Genomic DNA, 17,285 nt, shown 5'->3' with positions numbered 1-17,285 from the left:
AATACGAGATTCATCGGATTTTCCATTTCGGAATCAAAAAGACACATCCAATTTAATGGATGTGTCTTTTTTTACCTATATTAGACAGTTTTTTCTTTCTTAATCTGCTTACTTCTTAACTGGCCACATGCCGCATCAATGTCTGTACCCTGTTCAAGACGGACACCGCAATTTATACCTTTTCTCTTAAGCGTTTCATAAAATGCTTTTATCGCCTCTGGTGTGCTACGGCGATACTGGTCATGTTCGTCAACCGGATTGTAGGGAATCAAGTTAACATATGACAGGTGACGTTTATCTTCAAGCAGTTTTGCTAATTGTTGTGCTTCCGCAATGTGATCATTCACGTCTGATAACATAATATATTCAAACGTAATTCTGCGGTTTGTTGTTTCCAAATAATAATCAACAGAATCCATCAATTTTTCAAGCGGGAACGCTTTGTTAATTTTCATAACACGTGTTCGAAGTTCATTGTTTGGTGCGTGCAGTGAAACTGCTAAGTTAATCTGAATATTTTCATTCGCAAATTCTCTGATTTTTTGAGGATTTCCACTTGTTGAAACGGTAATATGACGCGCACCAATTGAAAGACCTTTTTGGTCGTTGACAACACGTAGGAAATCCATCAGATTTGAGTAATTATCAAATGGTTCGCCGATTCCCATTACAACAATATGACTTACACGCTCCTCTTCAGCTTTGGCATCGAGGTGATGCTGCACTTCCATGATTTGCTCAACAATTTCCCCTGCGCTTAAATCACGGCTCTTTTTCAGCAATCCGCTTGCACAGAAGCTACAACCGATATTACAGCCGACTTGTGTCGTTACACAAACCGATTGACCGTAAGGGAATTTCATCAAAACAGTTTCAATCAAGTTGCCATCTTGCATTTTGAATAGAAATTTGATTGTCCCATCTTCTGATTCCTGCTTAACAGTCTGTTCCAATGATTGGATGTAGTAATTTGCTTCAAGCAGATCTATACATTCTGTATTAATATTTTTCATGTCTGCAAAATTTGTTACTCGTTTTTTATATAACCAGTCCCAAATTTGTGCGGCACGGAATTTTTTCTGCCCTTGTTCCAGTAACCATTCTGTTAGTTGATCAATCGTAAGACCATATATCGAGTTTTTCATTAATTATCCTCATTTCAAAAAATGCAATCTTAACATTATACTACATGAAATTAGAAATTGGAACAACTAATTTAATTTACTGAGTTTTTTATTTATTAAAAAACCACCTAGTTTTCCGCATTCACCGACGGTTCCACTATGAATGCATTTTACAACAGTATAGATAGATGAAATGAATAAGAGATCCTACTAATCCCGCTTCAGCGCTTTGTGGATGCCTCCCGCGAAGTCGCGCCTTCGCTGGATGGTCTCTATGTAGGGAAACACATTTCGTTATCAGGGATAAGTCCTGTAGCCTGTAGTGCATCTTTCTTCAATGATATTAGTATCAAATAGTAATCACATTATAATCTCAGTCTATAAATCTCAAAATCAATTTCAATAATGGAAAACTCCAGCGCAGGCGCGGCAAAGGTGTAGCCGAAGCCCTTAGACTGTATGCGAAGCATTAATCCAGGCTTACGGTGAGAGGCATCCCCAAGCGCCAAGCGGTCTACAATCCACACTCCTAAATGACGCCTGTTAAATAAAGTTAAAAAGACTAGCCCCCTCAATGTTCCTTAGAGGGTGACTAGTCAATCTTCGTTGTTTATTTCCTATTCATCGAACATCTTTATTTGTTTCTTTTTCTTTATTGATTTTCATTACAAGTGTTAAAATGTTCAATAGCGCAAGAACCGTGAAGAAAATGCCGAAGCCGGTTTGTCCACTTGAAAAACGTGTAAATGCGAAATAACCCATAAATGCGATAAGTGCAAGATCAATGTATTTAGATCCCATGACAGAACCTCCTTTGTTAACACAACTATATCAGTTTCAATACACACTTCACCAAATTATTTCGTTTTCGCATCAAGTAGTTCAATATGAGTTGATAATTTTGACCAACTTATCAATTAATTGCTCCATTTGCTCATCTGTACCAATTGTAATGCGTAAATAATTGTCAATTCCAGGTTTATTAAAATACCTGACTAGTATATTTTCTTTTTTTAATTCTTTATAAAGAATTTCTGCAGGAACTGTTCTATGAGTTGTGAAAACAAAGTTCGCTTGTGAAGGCAAGGTCTTGAAGTTAAGCTGATTCAATAGCTCTAGCGTTTTTTCACGCGTAGCAATTATTTTTTCCACTGTTTTAGTAAAATAAGGTACATCTTCAAATGCCGCCTTAGCACCGACTAATGCTAGCCGATCCAAGGTATAAGAATTGAATGAGTCTTTAATTCGTATCAATGCTTCGATCAAAGAAGGCGAACCCATTGCAAAACCGACACGTAAACCAGCAAGTGAACGCGATTTTGATGTCGTTTGAATGACGAGTACATTATTATATTTCCGAATCAACTCGGTTGCTGATGTTGAAGCAAAATCAATATACGCTTCATCAATGATAACTACTTGATTCGGGTTTTTTCGGATAATTTCTTCAATCACTTCAAGCTCAGCATAAATACTGGTAGGTGCATTCGGGTTCGGTAAAATGACACCGCCCTCCGAGTCAAAATAATCTTTTGCAGACAATGTAAAATCTTTATTCAATGGAATTTCTTCATAGGGAATATCAAATAACTTTGCATACACAGGATAAAAACTATAGGTTACATCAGGAAAGCGAATCAGCTTACCTGGTTCGAAAAATGCCATAAAAGAGAATGCTAATACTTCGTCAGAGCCATTGCCTACAAATATTTCATCAGTAGAAAGATTATAGTGCTGTCCTATCGTTTCACAGAGTTCCGTCGCTGTAGGTGATGGATACAATTGAAGGTTGCGCGCCATCTCCTCCTGGATAGCAATCGATACATTTGGACTTGGAGGATACGGATTTTCATTTGTATTCAATTTAACGATATTGGGTTGTTCTACCTGCTCCCCGGGAATATAGGGTTCTGTTCTTTTCGCCATCGTGCTCCAAAACTTACTCATCCCGAAGTACTTCACTTTTAGGTCTTCTATTTGTCAATTCTTTTTTGACGTCTTCAACAGTTACACCTAACTCTTCCATCAGCACAAGTGAGTGGTACGTCAAGTCAGCAAGTTCACTTGTCACTTCAGCTTTATCACGATTTTTTGCACCAATGACAACTTCGGTTGTTTCTTCCCCGACTTTCTTCAAAATCTTATCTAATCCTTCGCGGAATAGGTACGTTGTGTATGAACCTTCTACAGGATTGGCGCGTCGATTTTTTATTTCATCTATTATTTCATGAACAATGGATCGAGCCGATAATTTTTCTTCGAAAACCGGCTTATGAAAACAAGTAACTTCCCCCGTATGACAAGCTGGACCCACAGGCGCAACTTGAACCAATATGGAATCACTATCACAATCCAATGCGAGACTTTTAACTAGTTGACGATTGCCAGAAGTAGCCCCTTTGTTCCAAAGCTCTCTCCGTGACCTGCTGTAAAACCACGTCTCCTTCGTTTCAATGGTCTTTTGCAACGCTTCCTTATTCATATATGCGAGCATTAGTACATTTCCAGTGCGGTCATCTTGAACAACGGCAGGAATCAATCCATTTTCGTCAAACGAAATCTTGTCGATTTGTATTGTCATAGTTACTCATTCCCAACGGAGGTATTTTTGTTAGCTAAATATGTTTTTAATTCACCTATATTAATGTCTTCGAAATGAAATACAGATGCGGCAAGTGCAGCGTTGGCTTTTCCTTCTGTTAAAACAGTGTGGAAGTGTTCAGGCGTTCCCGCCCCACCACTTGCAATGACAGGGATACTAACTGCTTCAGCAATTGTTCTTGTCAATTCGAGATTATAGCCGTCTTTCACTCCGTCTTCACCGATACTATTAACTACCAGTTCACCTGCGCCCCACTTTTCAGCTTGCTTTGCCCATTCAATAGCATCTATACCTGTGTCTTTCATGCCACCATTTGAGAAGACGGACCATTTAGAAGGTCCCACTTCATTCACATCCATCGATAAAATAATTCGTTCAGAACCGAATCTTTTTGCTGCCTCTTCTATTAAAGTTGAATCGATTAGCGCTGCACTATTGATGGATACTTTATTCCCACCTGCATCAAATACCTTCTGGATATCTTCAATTGTCCTGATGCCGCCTCCTACAATAAATGGCACTGGAACTTCTTTTGCAATTTGTGCAATTAGGTCTAGGAACATTGGACGGTTTTTTGTTGAAGCTGCTATGTCATAAAATACAAGTTCATCTGCGCCATCAGCCACATATTTCTTCGCTAATGTTAGTGGATCCGCAACTTCTTGAACTTCTAAAAACTTTTTACCCTTAACAACTTTACCGTTATCAAAATCGAGGCATGGTATAATTCGATTGTTTGTCATCCTCTACTTCCCCCTAATACTTTTTCTAAAGAGATTTTACCTTCATATAACGCTTTACCGATAATTGCACCATATAAATCGAGGTCCTCTAACTGAGCGATGTCATTCTCTGTAGAAACGCCGCCTGACGCCACAATATTAATGGAAGATGCTTTGTCCATTAATTCTAGTTCTTGAAAGTTAGGGCCTTGCATCATACCATCTTTCATAATATCTGTGTAAATGACCGTTTTAATGCCAATTAGCTCCAATTCATGTAACAAGTCAACAGCCGACACATCACTCGTTTCCGTCCAGCCGTCCGTTGCTACCATTCCTAATCTAGCATCGATGGAAACTGCAATTTTGTCCCCATACTTTTCTACAGCTTGCTTTAAAAATGGTTTGTCCTGAATTGCAGCAGTTCCAATTATTACTCGACTAACGCCCGCCGCAATATGTGCGTCAATGATTTCCATGTTCCGTATACCGCCACCTACTTGAACTGGTATCGCTACACTTTTAGCAATCGCCTGGATTGCTTCCAGATTTAAAGAATTTCCTGTTTTAGCTCCATCTAAATCTACAACGTGTATGTACTCGGCACCTTGTCTTTCCCATTCCTTTGCCATCTCTGTAGGTGAATCATTATAGATAATCTCCTGGTCATAATCACCTTGAATTAACCGAACACACTTACCATTACGAATATCAATTGCAGGAAATAAAATCATGCCTTCTCCTCCTATTTGTAGTAGATATGTCTAAATAAAGTACGGTACTGTTTTTACAGCATTCCCTTTGTTGATGGAACTCCTTTTACATCCGGGTTGATCGTACTCGCTACACGCAAAGCACGTCCAAATCCTTTAAATATTGATTCGATAATGTGGTGACTGTTTTTCCCGTACTGCAAATTAATATGCAATGTCACTTTGGCATGACTTGTAAAAGCATGAAAAAACTCTTCTACAAGCTCCGTGTCGAATTCTCCCACTTTGTCTTTCAATCCTTCTACGTTATACACGAAAAACGGACGACCACTAATATCAATGGATACCGTGGACAACGCTTCGTCCATCGGGGTTGACACCGTTGCATAGCGTTCGATGCCTTCCTTTGATCCGATACTCTCGTAAAATGCCTGTCCCAAAACGATACCAATATCTTCGACCGAGTGATGCTGGTCAACTTCAATGTCACCATCACAATCAACTGTCAAATCAAATCGTCCATGATTCGTAAACAGTGTCAGCATATGATCGAAAAAGCCAACCCCTGTATTAATGTTCCCTTTACCAGTTCCATCAATCGCAAAATCCAAATTAATCTTGGTTTCAGCAGTCTGTCTTGAAATCATTTTTCTACGCATTCTTATCCGCCTTCCTAACTTGAATTGAATTTGCATGAGCTGTTAATCCTTCAGCATTTGCAAGTGCTATAATGTCGTCTGAAACATCTTGTAGTGCCTGCTTTGTATAATGAATGATACTTGATTTCTTCATAAAGTCATAGACACCTAATGGAGAAGAAAATGCGGATGTCCCACTTGTCGGTAATGTATGATTTGGACCAGCCATATAATCGCCCAAAGCCTCAGGTGAATAGTTTCCTAAAAAGATTGCCCCTGCATTGTGTATGAAGGGTAATTGCTCTAACGGATTTTCAACCATTAACTGCAGATGTTCCGGGGCGATCTCGTTTACAAAATCAAAAGCTTCTTCTATTGATTCAACCAAAATAATTCTTCCATTACTCTTAATAGAAACGTCGATGATTCTCTTGCGTTCTGCGACTTCGGTTTGTCGCAAAACTTCTTTTTGAAGTGCCTCAGCAAATCCCCTGCTCGTTGTCACACATAGCGCTGTTGCATTTTCATCATGCTCCGCTTGTGATAGCAAATCGGCTGCGACAAATTCCGGTATTGCACTATCATCTGCCATGACACAAATTTCACTTGGACCTGCAATCATGTCGATCGCGACGTCTCCGAACACCCATTTTTTAGCCCGTGCTACGTATGCATTTCCTGGCCCCGTTATTTTCACGACTTTTTCTACCGTTTCCGTTCCATACGCTAGTGCTGCAATCGCCTGTGCCCCACCGACTTTATAAACTATATCAACACCAGCTTCTTGTGCTGCTACGAGTACATGTGGATTTACATTGCCATCTGCCTGAGGCGGTGTGACCATTGAAATCTTTCCGACTCCAGCAATTTTTGCCGGTATGGCATTCATCAGAACAGTAGATGGATAAGCTGCTTTCCCTCCAGGTACATATATTCCTACACTTTTTAAAGGAGTCACTTTCTGGCCTAACATAATCCCTTGTTCTTGATTGATAAACCATGATTGTTCTTTTTGAATTTCATGGAATGCGGTAATATTTTGTTTCGCTTTTTTGAGTGCACTCATGAACGACTCTGTAACCAACGTCTGCGCTTCTGCGAACTCTTCAGCTGTCACAATCAGGTTATCCAGTTGGACACCGTCAAACTGAGCCGTATAACTTAATAAGGCTTGATCTCCCTCTTTGCGAACCGCTTCGATAATTCCTAACACTGTTCGATCAAATTCAAGGTCAAATGCTAGTCCTGTTGTGTGTAGCGCTTTCTCTTCTATATATTGCTTCAATGATACAATCTTCATGAATTATCACTCCAATACGGCTTTTAAGTCCGAAATGAATTGCTGGATTTGACTCGTTTTTGTAGCGTAACTTGCTTTATTAACAATTAATCGTGCACTGATATCTGCAATTTCTTCTAATACGACCAATCCATTTTCTTTAAGCGTCTTACCTGATTCAACAATATCAACAATGACATCTGCCATACCGATGAGAGGGGCCAATTCAATCGAACCATTCAACTTGATTGTTTCAATGCGAATGCCTTTGCTGTCAAAATATGCTTTTGTTACGGCTGGATACTTTGAAGCAACAGTCAATAGTGAACTGCTCTCCAGTTGTTTATCTGGGAATCCAGCAACCGCCAACTGACATTTTCCTATTCCCAAATCAAGCAATTCATAGACATCAACCGGATCCTCCATTATCGTATCTTTTCCGACAATTCCAATGTCTGCTGCACCTTTTTCAACATAAGTCGGTACATCCACCGCTTTCACAAAAATGAGTTTAACTGTATTTTTGTCATCGTAGATTACGAGTTTCCTACTTTTTTCATGAAAGTCTGAAAAATGAATTCCCGCTTTTTCAAAAAATAGTAATGCTTTGTCGGCAGTTCGTCCCTTTGCCAACGCAATCGTCAAATGGTTCATTTCAATTCAATCCTCCTGCAAGTAAATCCAGTAACTCATTCAAATCTGAAAATGTCGTTGTTTTATCTTTATATAAAAGTGAATTGAGACCTTGCCCCAAACGAATCAAGTATTCGCTTTGCCGTAAATCTGCCAGCTCTTTCTGTTCAGAAAATGATAGAACGCTATACTTACGTTCCCTTAAGTCATTTGCAATAACTATGGCCTGCTCCAATTCGTTATCTTCGTAGATGATTTTAATATCAATCGGATAAGGGGATACAGCTTCCCTGCTATCAGTCGCTTTCACCAACGACTCAATTTCGCAAGCAAATCCGATCGCCGGGAGGGAAGCGCCAAACTCGTTTCCTAATTCATCGTAACGTCCGCCCATTAACACGGGCTTGCCAAATTTCTCGACATAACCTTGGAATATAACGCCTGTATAATAGCCCATATGATTAATTAAGCCTAAATCCATGACGATATACTGTTCCAGTCCATACATTTCCAATATACTATAGACATCCATTAAATAATCGAGCGTTTCCTGCATTTTATCCGTCAAGGCAATTCCTTTAGTACGTTCGCTTACATCCTTAGGATTTCCATATAAAAATGGGATACGTTCGATTAATTCTCTCACATCGTCATCGATTTCCATTTTTTTGAGAAAGGGTCCAATTTCCACAACGTTTTTCGCTTGTATCAATGACTTTAATTGATTAATTTGCGGTGTAGATAGCGGAAGACTCTGAATAATTTCGTTAAAAAAACCCGCGTGACCTAGTTCAATTTTAATATCGTTGAAACCCAAATCTTTCATTAAGTGACACGCAAGTGCGATTACTTCTGCATCCGCTTCGGGAGAGCTTTCACAAAAGTATTCAATACCCGCCTGTGTCCGTTCTATGCTTTCATTATTATCTAATGGCTGGCGAAATACTTCTTGAACATAGAAATAGCGAAGCTCACTCGAAATTCCCGGGAAGTTTTGTACAAGTTCTTTTGTTATCGGAATCGTAACATCGGGTCTCAATACTAAGACTTGTCCAGTATGATCGATTACTTTTATCATTTCATTTTGATTGATTGAACTCTTCACTTTTGAATACAAGTCATATTGCTCGAATGCAGATGTCTTAAGGCGTTTATAGCCGTATGTTGTAAAACGTTTATTTATCGTTTTAATGATTCGTTCAAATCTCTCGTTCTCGCTAAGCATCCTGTCCGGATACACTTCATTTCTAACCAAATTTAGCACCCCTCACTTTATTGCTTTACTAGACTAAAGTTATTTAGTACTATAAAGGTATAACTACGATTTGTCAACAGGAGGAATGATTATTAATGTTTGATTATCACATGCACAGCTCGTTCTCAGGAGACTGCTCAATTCCAATGGAAGATATGATTGATGGAGCCATTCAAAAAGGATTGACAGAGGTTTGTTTTACTGAACATATCGACTATCAATACCCCGATGATTCAATCGTCTTTGATTTTGATAAATTGGATTACACAAATAAATTATTAGAAATGCAGAAAAAATATAAGGGACTTATTGAAATTAAGAAAGGCGTCGAAATCGGCGTACAACCCCATTTATTAAACAAATATGAAGATTTAATGGATAACGAAACTTTCGATTTTGTCATCTGTTCTATGCATACGGTCGAGAGAAAGGGAATGCATTACGGAGAGTTTTTTGAGAATAAAACGATAGAGGAAGCATATGGCATTTATTATGCTGAGTTGCTGGACTGTGTAAAAAACTTTAAACGTTTTAACATTCTTGGTCATGTTGACCTCGTAAAAAGATATACACAAAAGTCCTGCGATAATCCATTCCATGATGAAATAACCGAGATTTTCAATATAATCATTCCTGAAGGTAAAGGTATTGAGCTAAATACATCTGGTGTACGCTATGGATTAGCGAATGGCATGCCAAGTGATGATATATTAAAGCTTTATAAAAAATGTGGAGGCGAAATAATTACGCTTGGTTCTGATGCACATAAGCCCGAAGATATTGCATTTCAATTCAGTGAATCACTCGAATTGCTACAGGCCACTGGATTCAAGTATATCACTACGTTTACCGATCAAAAACCAACCTTCCATTCCATTAGCAATTTGATATAAAATCACAAAACGGTCCGTCACATCCTGACTTCTAAAGATGTGACGGACTATTTTTCTGTTCTATTGCTGTACAGGCTTTAATATAGTTGTGAAATTCACAACTATTTTTGCAGCTTGTGCACGTGTAGTGGAACTGCTAGGCATGAATTTCCCCTGAAATCCTGTTGCAATGTTTAATTCATGGAGCATGGAAATGGCATTAACTGTTTCCGCATTATAATTTCCTAAATCAGTATAAGGAGCTTTTTTAGTAGCTGTATATGCCTTACCTGTCACAACTTTAGATGCACGTTCAATCATTAATGCAAGTTGAGCTCGCGTTACTTCTGCACTCGGTTTAAAGTTTCCTTTGTCACCTTTAATAATTCCATATTTATATGCAGCATTAATTTCCGCCTTGGTTTGTGCAGCATAACCGTTAATATCACCAAATGGAGCAGCTTCGTTTGTTTCTAATTTAAGTGCACGTACAAGGATTGCCGCTGCTTGTACTCTAGTCAAATTCTGATTGGGTTTAAATGTACCATCTGGATAGCCACTAATAATCCCATTCACTGCTGCCTGTTCAATGTACAATTTCAATCCGTTATTTTCTATATCAGTGAATAGTAATTGCGCTGTATCCTTAGTCTTGACTGTTACTACAGGATTATAGATACTTTTATTTCCAGCTTGATCGACAGCTACAATAGAATAGAAATACGTTGTATTTTTAGCCACATTTTCTATTTTATAACCCGTAACATCTCCATTTACTGTGGCAATATGTTCTGTCCCACTATAAATTTCATAACCCGTCACTGCTAGATTATCAGTCGCAGGCTGCCAATTTAAGTTAACTGAATCAATTTCACTCGATTCAGCGACCAGACTGTTAGCTGGTATCCATGGATTCGCAGTAAGCATCTGTGTCCAAAATTGATCTTGCACCTTTTGATAACCAAGTTCACTCAAGTGGATATTGTAAGGGTTTGGAACGTGAGCCAAGTGATCAGTAGCAATTACTTCGCCGGTTGGTACAAATTTTGCTGTCGATCCCGTGAGCCCCAGTTCAATACCTTTATTCAATGAGTTAAGAAGTTGTTCAAGAAATGGTTGTATTTCAGCGGACATATACGGATAAGGATTGTAATAGCCCATTACATAAACTTTTGCATCTAGATTGAGGTTATTAATTTGCTTCAAAATCAGTTTATAGTTTAGTGCTACTTGTTGGATTGCTGTTGCCATCGCTTGCTGATCGACAGTTGCAATACCAGTGGCTGAGTCTATTTTAACAAGGGGTAATACATCATTAGCCCCAGCACTAATTGTAATCACTTCTGCGTCTGCTATTGACTGGTGAAGTTGAACCTTCTTCACATTATAGCCAATACCGAAAACATCTTTAGTCACATCCTCCTGAAGGTCTTTCACTATATCTCCTGTTGTATACCCTGGAAATGAGAAACCTTTATTAAAGGACTTTAATGCACCAATCGAATGCATTGATTGTGCAAGGTAATCCGTATAGCCTTCCCCTAATTCATTGTTTGGAGTTACTCCTGCCGCCAAAGAATCACCGAGTGCCACATAATCGACGGGTACTACCCAAGACGGTGCATTTGTATCAAGTGCGCTCGCTTCTTCAGCAGAGAAATGTAATGGACCTGCAACCATCTGGAAAATAAGTGCAACTACGAAAAGTAATGGTAGTTTAAACCTATTTTTATTCATGTACTTCCCCCAATCTAATTTTGTTCAGCTACTTTCCTTGTTAGTACAATTATACTGTCCAGTCTCCTTATTTAAATTACTAACACTTTTAATTAATTCGCCAAATAGCATCTAATCCCTTCAATTCCACTCAGACAAAAGAAGAGCGTGCATCAGCCAAAGACATCGGTAAATACCCATTTACTTATAGTACAAATCTTTTACATATAATTTTTCGAGTGGGAACTTTATACAATAATAAGCAAGAAAAAAACCTTCTACTATCCTTAGTAGAAGGTTCTAAATATGAAGTAATTTAATTTTTCACTGCTTGTTTGTTATTTACCATGCTATGAACTTCCGTCGGTAAGCCCCATAGTTTTATGAAACCAACAGCCGCAGACTGGTCAAATGAGTCATCAGAAGTATATGTTGCCAAGTTCATATCATAAAGCGAATTTGCTGACTTCCTACCTTCAACAATTGCATGTCCTTTAAAGAGTTTCACTCGGACTGTACCATTGACATATTGCTGTGTTTCTTTAATGAATGCATGCAACGCCTCTTTAAGCGGCGAAAACCAGAGACCATTATAAATCAATTCACTCAGTTTTTGTGAAATAATTGGTTTAAAATGAGCCAGTTCTTTGACGAGTGTTAAATCCTCTAGTTCCTTGTGTGCTTTCAATAATGTAATAGCACCCGGGCACTCGTACACTTCACGTGATTTGATACCGACCAGACGATTTTCCACATGGTCAATTCTCCCCACACCATGTTTCCCGCCGATATCATTTAACTTTAGGATTAATTCACTAAGCGGATATTGTTGACCATCAATACTTACCGGTACACCTTTTACAAACTCAATTTCAATGACGTCCGGCGTATCCGGTGCATTTTCAATTGAAACCGTTAGTCCAAAAGCGTCTTCAGGTGGTGCTGCCCATGGATCTTCCAAAACTCCACATTCATTAGCACGTCCCCATAAGTTTTGGTCAACTGAATACGGACTACCTAGGTCGATTGGTATCGGAATGTTTTTCTCTTTCGCATAGGCGATTTCTTCTTCTCGTGACCAGCTCCATTCACGAACAGGAGCAATTACTTCAAGTGAGGGATCAAGTGCTTTAATAGCAACTTCAAAACGAACTTGGTCGTTACCTTTTCCGGTGCAGCCATGTGCAACAGCCGTAGCGTTTTCTTTATGTGCAACTTCTACAAGTTTTTTTGAGATGAGTGGACGTGAAAGAGCTGAAACAAGTGGATATTTGTTTTCATAATATGTTTGAGCTTGAAGAGATAGTAATGCATACTCTTGAGCAAATTCCTCTTTCGCATCAATTACATAACTGTTAACTGCTCCAACTTGCAATGCTTTCGCTTGGATGAAGTCCAAATCCTTTCCCTCTCCAACATCCAAACAAACTGCAACAACTTCGTACCCCTGTTCTGTTAGCCACTGAACTGCTACAGAAGTATCCAGTCCACCGGAATATGCCAATACTACTTTTTTCTTAATCATAATAAATTTCCCTCCCATTCATCCGCCTGTATCTTTATGCATCATTTTGTATTTTTATAATAACATATTTTAAAATTAATACAATAGGTCTGAATAAATTTTTCATAAACAAAAAGAGTACACAAATACTATTTTGTGTACTCTTTTTAGGGGACTGTCATAACCTTAACTAAGACCATGGGCTACCATTGCATCTGCTACTTTTAAAAATCCTGCAATGTTGGCTCCAACTACCAGATTTCCCGGATGGCCATATGTCTCTGCAGCATCTAAACAGCTCGCATATATATTTTTCATAACGTTTTGAAGTCTTTCATCAACTTCTTCAACCGTCCAAGATAAACGCATGCTATTTTGTGACATTTCCATTGCCGATACTGCAACACCACCTGCATTTGCCGCTTTAGCTGGAGCAAATAATACATTGTTTTCATGGAAAACGGACATTGCTTCCAACGTACAAGGCATATTCGCACCTTCCCCAATCGCTTTCACACCATTTGCAATCAGTATACGTGCAGCTATCTCATCAATTTCATTTTGAGTTGCACAAGGTAGCGCAATATCACATGGAATTGTCCAGATATTGGAACAATCATCATGATATACCGCATGTGGATGTTCTTTAATATATTCAGATATCCGTTTGTTCTCAACTTCTTTTAAACGCTTGATGGTCTCTAGATTAATGCCATTTTCATCGTAAATATAACCGCTTGAATCACTACAAGCCAGAACCGTCGCTCCTAATTGAATCGCTTTTTCAATTGCATATGTCGACACATTTCCTGACCCAGAAACAATAACTTTTTGTCCTTCAAAACTTAAACCTGCTTCTTTCAACATCTCTTCAACAAAATAGACAGTTCCATATCCAGTCGCTTCTTTACGCCCAAGACTACCGCCGTGTTTCGGATCTTTCCCGGTGAATACACCTGCTTCATATCCACCCTTCAAGCGATTATACTGTCCGAACATATAACCGATTTCTCTTTTCCCAACGCCAATATCGCCAGCTGGCACGTCTGTATCGGGACCGATATACTTACTTAACTCTGTAATGAAACTTTGGGTGAAACGCATAACTTCACGATCCGACTTTCCTTTTGGATCAAAATCAGATCCACCTTTTCCCGCGCCAATCGGCTGACCTGTTAAGGCATTTTTAAAAATCTGTTCGAATGCGAGGAATTTCATGATACTACTATTTACGGAAGGATGAAATCGGATTCCGCCTTTGTAAGGACCAAGATCACTATTGAATTGAACGCGGAAACCACGATTTACATGGACTTTCCCTTTGTCATCTTCCCATGCAACTCGAAAAATGATGATTCTTTCTGGTTCTGTAATACGCTCTAAAATACCATTTGTAATATAGTCGGGGTGCATGGAAAAGACAGGTCGAAGCGAATCGAAAATCTCTCTTGTCGCCTGTAAGAATTCCTTTTCATCTGGATTTCTCTTTTTAATCAGCTCATAGACTTCATGAACATAATCATTTGCTCTTTTTTTATTTTCTGCGTGCGTTTCATTCAACTTCGTCATGGGTCACTCATCCCTTTCTTATATAATTAACTGCGGGAACTGCTGAATCCCCACTCTCAAAGACAAATAACATTTCAGAATTAAACGGTTAGTTTTAATAGTATCTCTGAAATCATGATATTATTCAACATTTTTTTGATTCTGAATAAGTAATTATACATCATTTTGTTATTTTTATGTATACGAAAAAAAGACATTTACATATTTCTGAAAATGGTGTATTATCTAATTATTCTAGTATCAATTGACTTTGCATATATTAAACCGTATTGCTGTTAAATGCTATTAGAAAATGACAATCAGGAGAAAGAGGGAGAACGATTATGAAAATCAAAAAAATGATACGTGCATTTGTAGGAGCTAATATAATGTTGATTATGACTTTCGTTTTCCTACCTGCATTAATTTTTAATCCAGATTTAGAATTATTGTCAGCTTTTAACAACTATCTTAATAGAGACTAACCTATTTATCCAAAATATTATAGTGTAGACGATGAAAAAATGAACCGCGAGTGCTTAAAGCACCGCGGTTCTTTTTATTTATTCTATTTTGCGTATAGTAAAGTTATCCTCCAAAAGCAACCAATTTTGTGGGAACGCCAACCCTAACTTCCAATACATAATTCCTCGTAAATTAAACTGTTTAATTAAGTCAAATTTTGCTTGAATGCTACGAGCATCTTCAAACCATACTTCATGTTGAACGCCTGTGTCGTCTGTGTAGTTGAAATGCGGTGCCTGCGCTACATAATCGTACTGAATGTCAACCTCTTCCTCTACTGCAAGTTCTATCGCCTGTTGTGGGCTAATTGCCTTAGCTGCAGATCCGCCTTGACTAGGGTAAGGAGACGACCAGTCATAGCCATAAAGATTTTGGCCCAAGAATATTTTTTCACTCGGGATTTGAGTGACAGCATACTCAACTACATTCCGTACAGGACCGATTGGACTGACCGCTTGCGGATCACTATACGTATATCCCCATTCATATGTCATTAGAGAAACGAAATCCGCGATTTCTCCGTGGGTACGATAGTCATGGGCGCCATAAATCCCTGTCCGGACGTCGCTTGTCATAGGCGCAAGCGCAGTGGAAATTGTGAATCCGGCTTGATGGATAAGATCTCTCGCTTTTCGAAGGAAACTATTGTACAGTTCGCGATCCTCCGGATGTAATAGTTCAAAGTCAAAATGGATGTCCTTATATCCGACATCATTGGCAACTTGGATGAGATTTCCGAACAGACGGTTTTGAGCCTCTTCGTCTGTAAATAATACATGTGCAAGATCAGCATTGAATGTGAACTCTTCCAGGTTCGTTACGACTAGCGCATTTGCCGCACCCGCAGATTGGGCGATATTCGGAATATCATCCAGCGGAGGCGCTTTTAATGAACCGTCCCGCTGTGCTTCATAGCTGAACATAGCGAGATACGTCAGTGCACCGACCCGATTTCTCACTTCATCAATCATCGTTTGAGTTACCGGGGTCCGGGGTTCGACGTAAAGTAATGATTCAGCCGGCTTTTTCGGTTTTGGCGGGATGTATAGTCGCTGGCCGATTTGAAGAGTTTGTGTTGGTGAAAGCCCGTTGATTGTTGCTAGCTCATTGACTGTCATACCATACAATCCGGCAATGACATACAGTGATTGACCTGGCTGAACCCAGTGGAAGCTACCAGTTGTCGGAATGACTAAGGCTTGACCAACAACGAGCCGTGATGGGTCCGGCAATTCATTAGCTTGTGCGATATCCGTGTAATTAATTCCATAAGCCCGAGCAATCCCATACAAACTTTGCCCTTTTTGAACCACATGAATCTGCATACTCATCATCTGCCTTTCATAGACAAAATTGTCCTCTACCTTAGACTATTTTTGTGAGGAAGAAGTTATGCATCATTTTTTTATTGAAGATCTTTGCGTATAACTATTACATGACAAACCATACTACTGTTGATGAAAAACTTTATTATTAGGAGGAATTATTTAAGTGACGCAAAATCCATTCAGTCAATCTCAAAATCAAACTCATGAGAACATGCATACGGGTACTGTTCCTCAACAAATGAACCACGGTGGTCATGAATTATTCGATGTTCATGAGGCACTATCCGGTACAGTGGCAGCTCTGAATCAAGCAATGCTGCTTCGTCCACACGTTCAGGATCCTGAGTTACTTGATATTTTGGATCGCCAATACCGTTTCACATTAGACGAATATAATATTACTGTTGAAACCTTCAAAACGGGTCAGGATCCTTCACATCCGACCGGTAGTTACAAAATGAAACAAGGAAATGATTTTGTATATGGCATGAAACCCTCGCAACCCAAGAAGCCTATGCAATCCGTTTCAGAAATTTCGGACGAGATCATTTCAGGTTTTCTACTAGGGTCAACCAAAGCGGCAGCATCCATGAAAACAATGGCAGCAACGGAAACCTGTAACCCTGTACTTCGCCGTGTGTTGGCCGACTCCGTTCCAAACTGTATCGAAATGGCTTATGAACTGTCAATTTATCAAAATAAGCATCATTATTACCAAGTTCCACAATTGGCAGAGCAAGATATGCAGCAACTACTAAATGCATTTGCATCATCGACTGGTCAACCAGGTATGCCGAATAACAAACTTCAGTAAAATAACTTTAAA

Annotated in this window: 17 protein-coding genes; 3 read left to right on the top strand and 14 right to left on the bottom strand. The window is 39.0% G+C overall.

The annotated features are described in order from the left end of the window. Nucleotides 1-80: 80 nt before the first annotated feature. The 10 genes from rlmN to hisZ all read right to left on the bottom strand — a co-directional run bounded on the left by rlmN (nucleotide 81) and on the right by hisZ (nucleotide 8,966). Nucleotides 81-1,145, bottom strand: a complete 1,065-nt coding sequence (gene rlmN, locus AC25Y5_RS00790) for a dual-specificity RNA methyltransferase RlmN (RefSeq protein WP_488138653.1) — start codon at nucleotides 1,143-1,145, stop codon at nucleotides 81-83. A gap of 600 nt (nucleotides 1,146-1,745) precedes the next feature. Next, nucleotides 1,746-1,925 carry a hypothetical protein gene (locus tag AC25Y5_RS00785; RefSeq protein WP_488138652.1) on the bottom strand — a complete coding sequence of 60 codons (180 nt, stop codon included), beginning with the start codon at nucleotides 1,923-1,925 and terminating at the stop codon, nucleotides 1,746-1,748. Between the two features lie 81 nt (nucleotides 1,926-2,006). After that, nucleotides 2,007-3,071 (bottom strand): histidinol-phosphate transaminase, encoded by a 1,065-nt coding sequence (gene hisC, locus AC25Y5_RS00780; protein ID WP_488138651.1) that lies wholly within the window; start codon nucleotides 3,069-3,071, stop codon nucleotides 2,007-2,009. Further along, nucleotides 3,064-3,705 (bottom strand): bifunctional phosphoribosyl-AMP cyclohydrolase/phosphoribosyl-ATP diphosphatase HisIE, encoded by a 642-nt coding sequence (gene hisIE, locus AC25Y5_RS00775; RefSeq protein ID WP_488138650.1) that lies wholly within the window; start codon nucleotides 3,703-3,705, stop codon nucleotides 3,064-3,066. The genes hisC and hisIE overlap by 8 nt, the downstream gene beginning before the upstream one ends. Nucleotides 3,706-3,707: 2 nt before the next feature. Then, the gene (hisF, locus tag AC25Y5_RS00770) at nucleotides 3,708-4,469 is read right to left on the bottom strand and encodes an imidazole glycerol phosphate synthase subunit HisF (RefSeq protein ID WP_488138649.1); all 762 of its coding nucleotides are present in this window, start codon (nucleotides 4,467-4,469) and stop codon (nucleotides 3,708-3,710) included. Continuing rightward, nucleotides 4,466-5,182: a 1-(5-phosphoribosyl)-5-[(5-phosphoribosylamino)methylideneamino]imidazole-4-carboxamide isomerase gene (hisA, locus tag AC25Y5_RS00765; protein ID WP_488138648.1), complete on the bottom strand. Its 717-nt coding sequence runs from the start codon at nucleotides 5,180-5,182 to the stop codon at nucleotides 4,466-4,468. Before hisA ends, hisF begins: the two co-directional genes overlap by 4 nt. Before the next feature lie 53 nt (nucleotides 5,183-5,235). Further along, nucleotides 5,236-5,820, bottom strand: coding sequence for an imidazoleglycerol-phosphate dehydratase HisB (hisB, locus tag AC25Y5_RS00760; RefSeq protein WP_488138647.1), 585 nt, complete (start codon nucleotides 5,818-5,820; stop codon nucleotides 5,236-5,238). Beyond that, the gene (gene hisD / locus AC25Y5_RS00755; RefSeq protein WP_488138646.1) at nucleotides 5,813-7,099 is read right to left on the bottom strand and encodes a histidinol dehydrogenase; all 1,287 of its coding nucleotides are present in this window, start codon (nucleotides 7,097-7,099) and stop codon (nucleotides 5,813-5,815) included. The genes hisB and hisD overlap by 8 nt, the downstream gene beginning before the upstream one ends. Before the next feature lie 6 nt (nucleotides 7,100-7,105). Beyond that, nucleotides 7,106-7,732 carry an ATP phosphoribosyltransferase gene (gene hisG / locus AC25Y5_RS00750; RefSeq protein ID WP_482099924.1) on the bottom strand — a complete coding sequence of 209 codons (627 nt, stop codon included), beginning with the start codon at nucleotides 7,730-7,732 and terminating at the stop codon, nucleotides 7,106-7,108. 1 nt (nucleotide 7,733) lies between these two features. Continuing rightward, complete coding sequence (gene hisZ / locus AC25Y5_RS00745; RefSeq protein WP_482099925.1) at nucleotides 7,734-8,966, bottom strand: ATP phosphoribosyltransferase regulatory subunit; 1,233 nt, start codon at nucleotides 8,964-8,966, stop codon at nucleotides 7,734-7,736. Between the two features lie 95 nt (nucleotides 8,967-9,061). Between hisZ and AC25Y5_RS00740 the strand changes: the two genes are divergently transcribed. Continuing rightward, complete coding sequence (locus AC25Y5_RS00740; protein ID WP_488138645.1) at nucleotides 9,062-9,859, top strand: histidinol-phosphatase HisJ family protein; 798 nt, start codon at nucleotides 9,062-9,064, stop codon at nucleotides 9,857-9,859. 60 nt (nucleotides 9,860-9,919) lie between these two features. On the opposite strand, the gene AC25Y5_RS00735 is transcribed toward AC25Y5_RS00740, so the two are convergent. From AC25Y5_RS00735 to gdhA, 3 genes are all read right to left on the bottom strand, one after another. Continuing rightward, complete coding sequence (locus AC25Y5_RS00735) at nucleotides 9,920-11,575, bottom strand: S-layer homology domain-containing protein (RefSeq protein ID WP_488138644.1); 1,656 nt, start codon at nucleotides 11,573-11,575, stop codon at nucleotides 9,920-9,922. Between the two features lie 295 nt (nucleotides 11,576-11,870). Beyond that, entirely contained in the window at nucleotides 11,871-13,079 is a 1,209-nt protein-coding gene (locus tag AC25Y5_RS00730; protein ID WP_482099928.1) for an argininosuccinate synthase, read from the bottom strand. A gap of 165 nt (nucleotides 13,080-13,244) precedes the next feature. Further along, nucleotides 13,245-14,627 carry an NADP-specific glutamate dehydrogenase gene (gdhA, locus tag AC25Y5_RS00725; protein WP_482099929.1) on the bottom strand — a complete coding sequence of 461 codons (1,383 nt, stop codon included), beginning with the start codon at nucleotides 14,625-14,627 and terminating at the stop codon, nucleotides 13,245-13,247. A 323-nt stretch (nucleotides 14,628-14,950) separates the two neighbouring features. On the opposite strand from gdhA, the gene AC25Y5_RS00720 reads away from it, so the two are divergent. Further along, nucleotides 14,951-15,091, top strand: a complete 141-nt coding sequence (locus AC25Y5_RS00720; RefSeq protein WP_482099930.1) for a hypothetical protein — start codon at nucleotides 14,951-14,953, stop codon at nucleotides 15,089-15,091. 78 nt (nucleotides 15,092-15,169) lie between these two features. On the opposite strand, the gene AC25Y5_RS00715 is transcribed toward AC25Y5_RS00720, so the two are convergent. Then, nucleotides 15,170-16,456: a glycoside hydrolase family 18 protein gene (locus tag AC25Y5_RS00715; protein ID WP_488138910.1), complete on the bottom strand. Its 1,287-nt coding sequence runs from the start codon at nucleotides 16,454-16,456 to the stop codon at nucleotides 15,170-15,172. 166 nt (nucleotides 16,457-16,622) lie between these two features. Here AC25Y5_RS00715 and AC25Y5_RS00710 point away from each other — a divergent pair, with 166 nt between their 5' ends. Continuing rightward, a complete protein-coding gene (locus AC25Y5_RS00710) occupies nucleotides 16,623-17,273 on the top strand; it encodes a spore coat protein (RefSeq protein WP_488138643.1) in 651 nt (216 codons plus the stop codon). Nucleotides 17,274-17,285: the final 12 nt, after the last annotated feature.

The sequence above is a fragment of the Sporosarcina sp. Y1011 genome (assembly GCF_057669885.1).
The sequence above is the reverse complement of the archived record's forward strand: the minus strand, read 5'-3'. Positions and strand labels throughout refer to the sequence as shown.

What these genes read in the sequence shown, in the direction of transcription:
- rlmN (WP_488138653.1), bottom strand. Translation starts at nt 1,145, where the DNA reads ATGAAAAACTCGATATATGGTCTTACGATTGATCAACTAACAGAATGG.
- AC25Y5_RS00785 (WP_488138652.1), bottom strand. Translation starts at nt 1,925, where the DNA reads ATGGGATCTAAATACATTGATCTTGCACTTATCGCATTTATGGGTTAT.
- hisC (WP_488138651.1), bottom strand. Translation starts at nt 3,071, where the DNA reads ATGAGTAAGTTTTGGAGCACGATGGCGAAAAGAACAGAACCCTATATT.
- hisIE (WP_488138650.1), bottom strand. Translation starts at nt 3,705, where the DNA reads ATGACAATACAAATCGACAAGATTTCGTTTGACGAAAATGGATTGATT.
- hisF (WP_488138649.1), bottom strand. Translation starts at nt 4,469, where the DNA reads ATGACAAACAATCGAATTATACCATGCCTCGATTTTGATAACGGTAAA.
- hisA (WP_488138648.1), bottom strand. Translation starts at nt 5,182, where the DNA reads ATGATTTTATTTCCTGCAATTGATATTCGTAATGGTAAGTGTGTTCGG.
- hisB (WP_488138647.1), bottom strand. Translation starts at nt 5,820, where the DNA reads ATGCGTAGAAAAATGATTTCAAGACAGACTGCTGAAACCAAGATTAAT.
- hisD (WP_488138646.1), bottom strand. Translation starts at nt 7,099, where the DNA reads ATGAAGATTGTATCATTGAAGCAATATATAGAAGAGAAAGCGCTACAC.
- hisG (WP_482099924.1), bottom strand. Translation starts at nt 7,732, where the DNA reads ATGAACCATTTGACGATTGCGTTGGCAAAGGGACGAACTGCCGACAAA.
- AC25Y5_RS00740 (WP_488138645.1), top strand. Translation starts at nt 9,062, where the DNA reads ATGTTTGATTATCACATGCACAGCTCGTTCTCAGGAGACTGCTCAATT.
- AC25Y5_RS00735 (WP_488138644.1), bottom strand. Translation starts at nt 11,575, where the DNA reads ATGAATAAAAATAGGTTTAAACTACCATTACTTTTCGTAGTTGCACTT.
- AC25Y5_RS00730 (WP_482099928.1), bottom strand. Translation starts at nt 13,079, where the DNA reads ATGATTAAGAAAAAAGTAGTATTGGCATATTCCGGTGGACTGGATACT.
- gdhA (WP_482099929.1), bottom strand. Translation starts at nt 14,627, where the DNA reads ATGACGAAGTTGAATGAAACGCACGCAGAAAATAAAAAAAGAGCAAAT.
- AC25Y5_RS00720 (WP_482099930.1), top strand. Translation starts at nt 14,951, where the DNA reads ATGAAAATCAAAAAAATGATACGTGCATTTGTAGGAGCTAATATAATG.
- AC25Y5_RS00715 (WP_488138910.1), bottom strand. Translation starts at nt 16,456, where the DNA reads ATGCAGATTCATGTGGTTCAAAAAGGGCAAAGTTTGTATGGGATTGCT.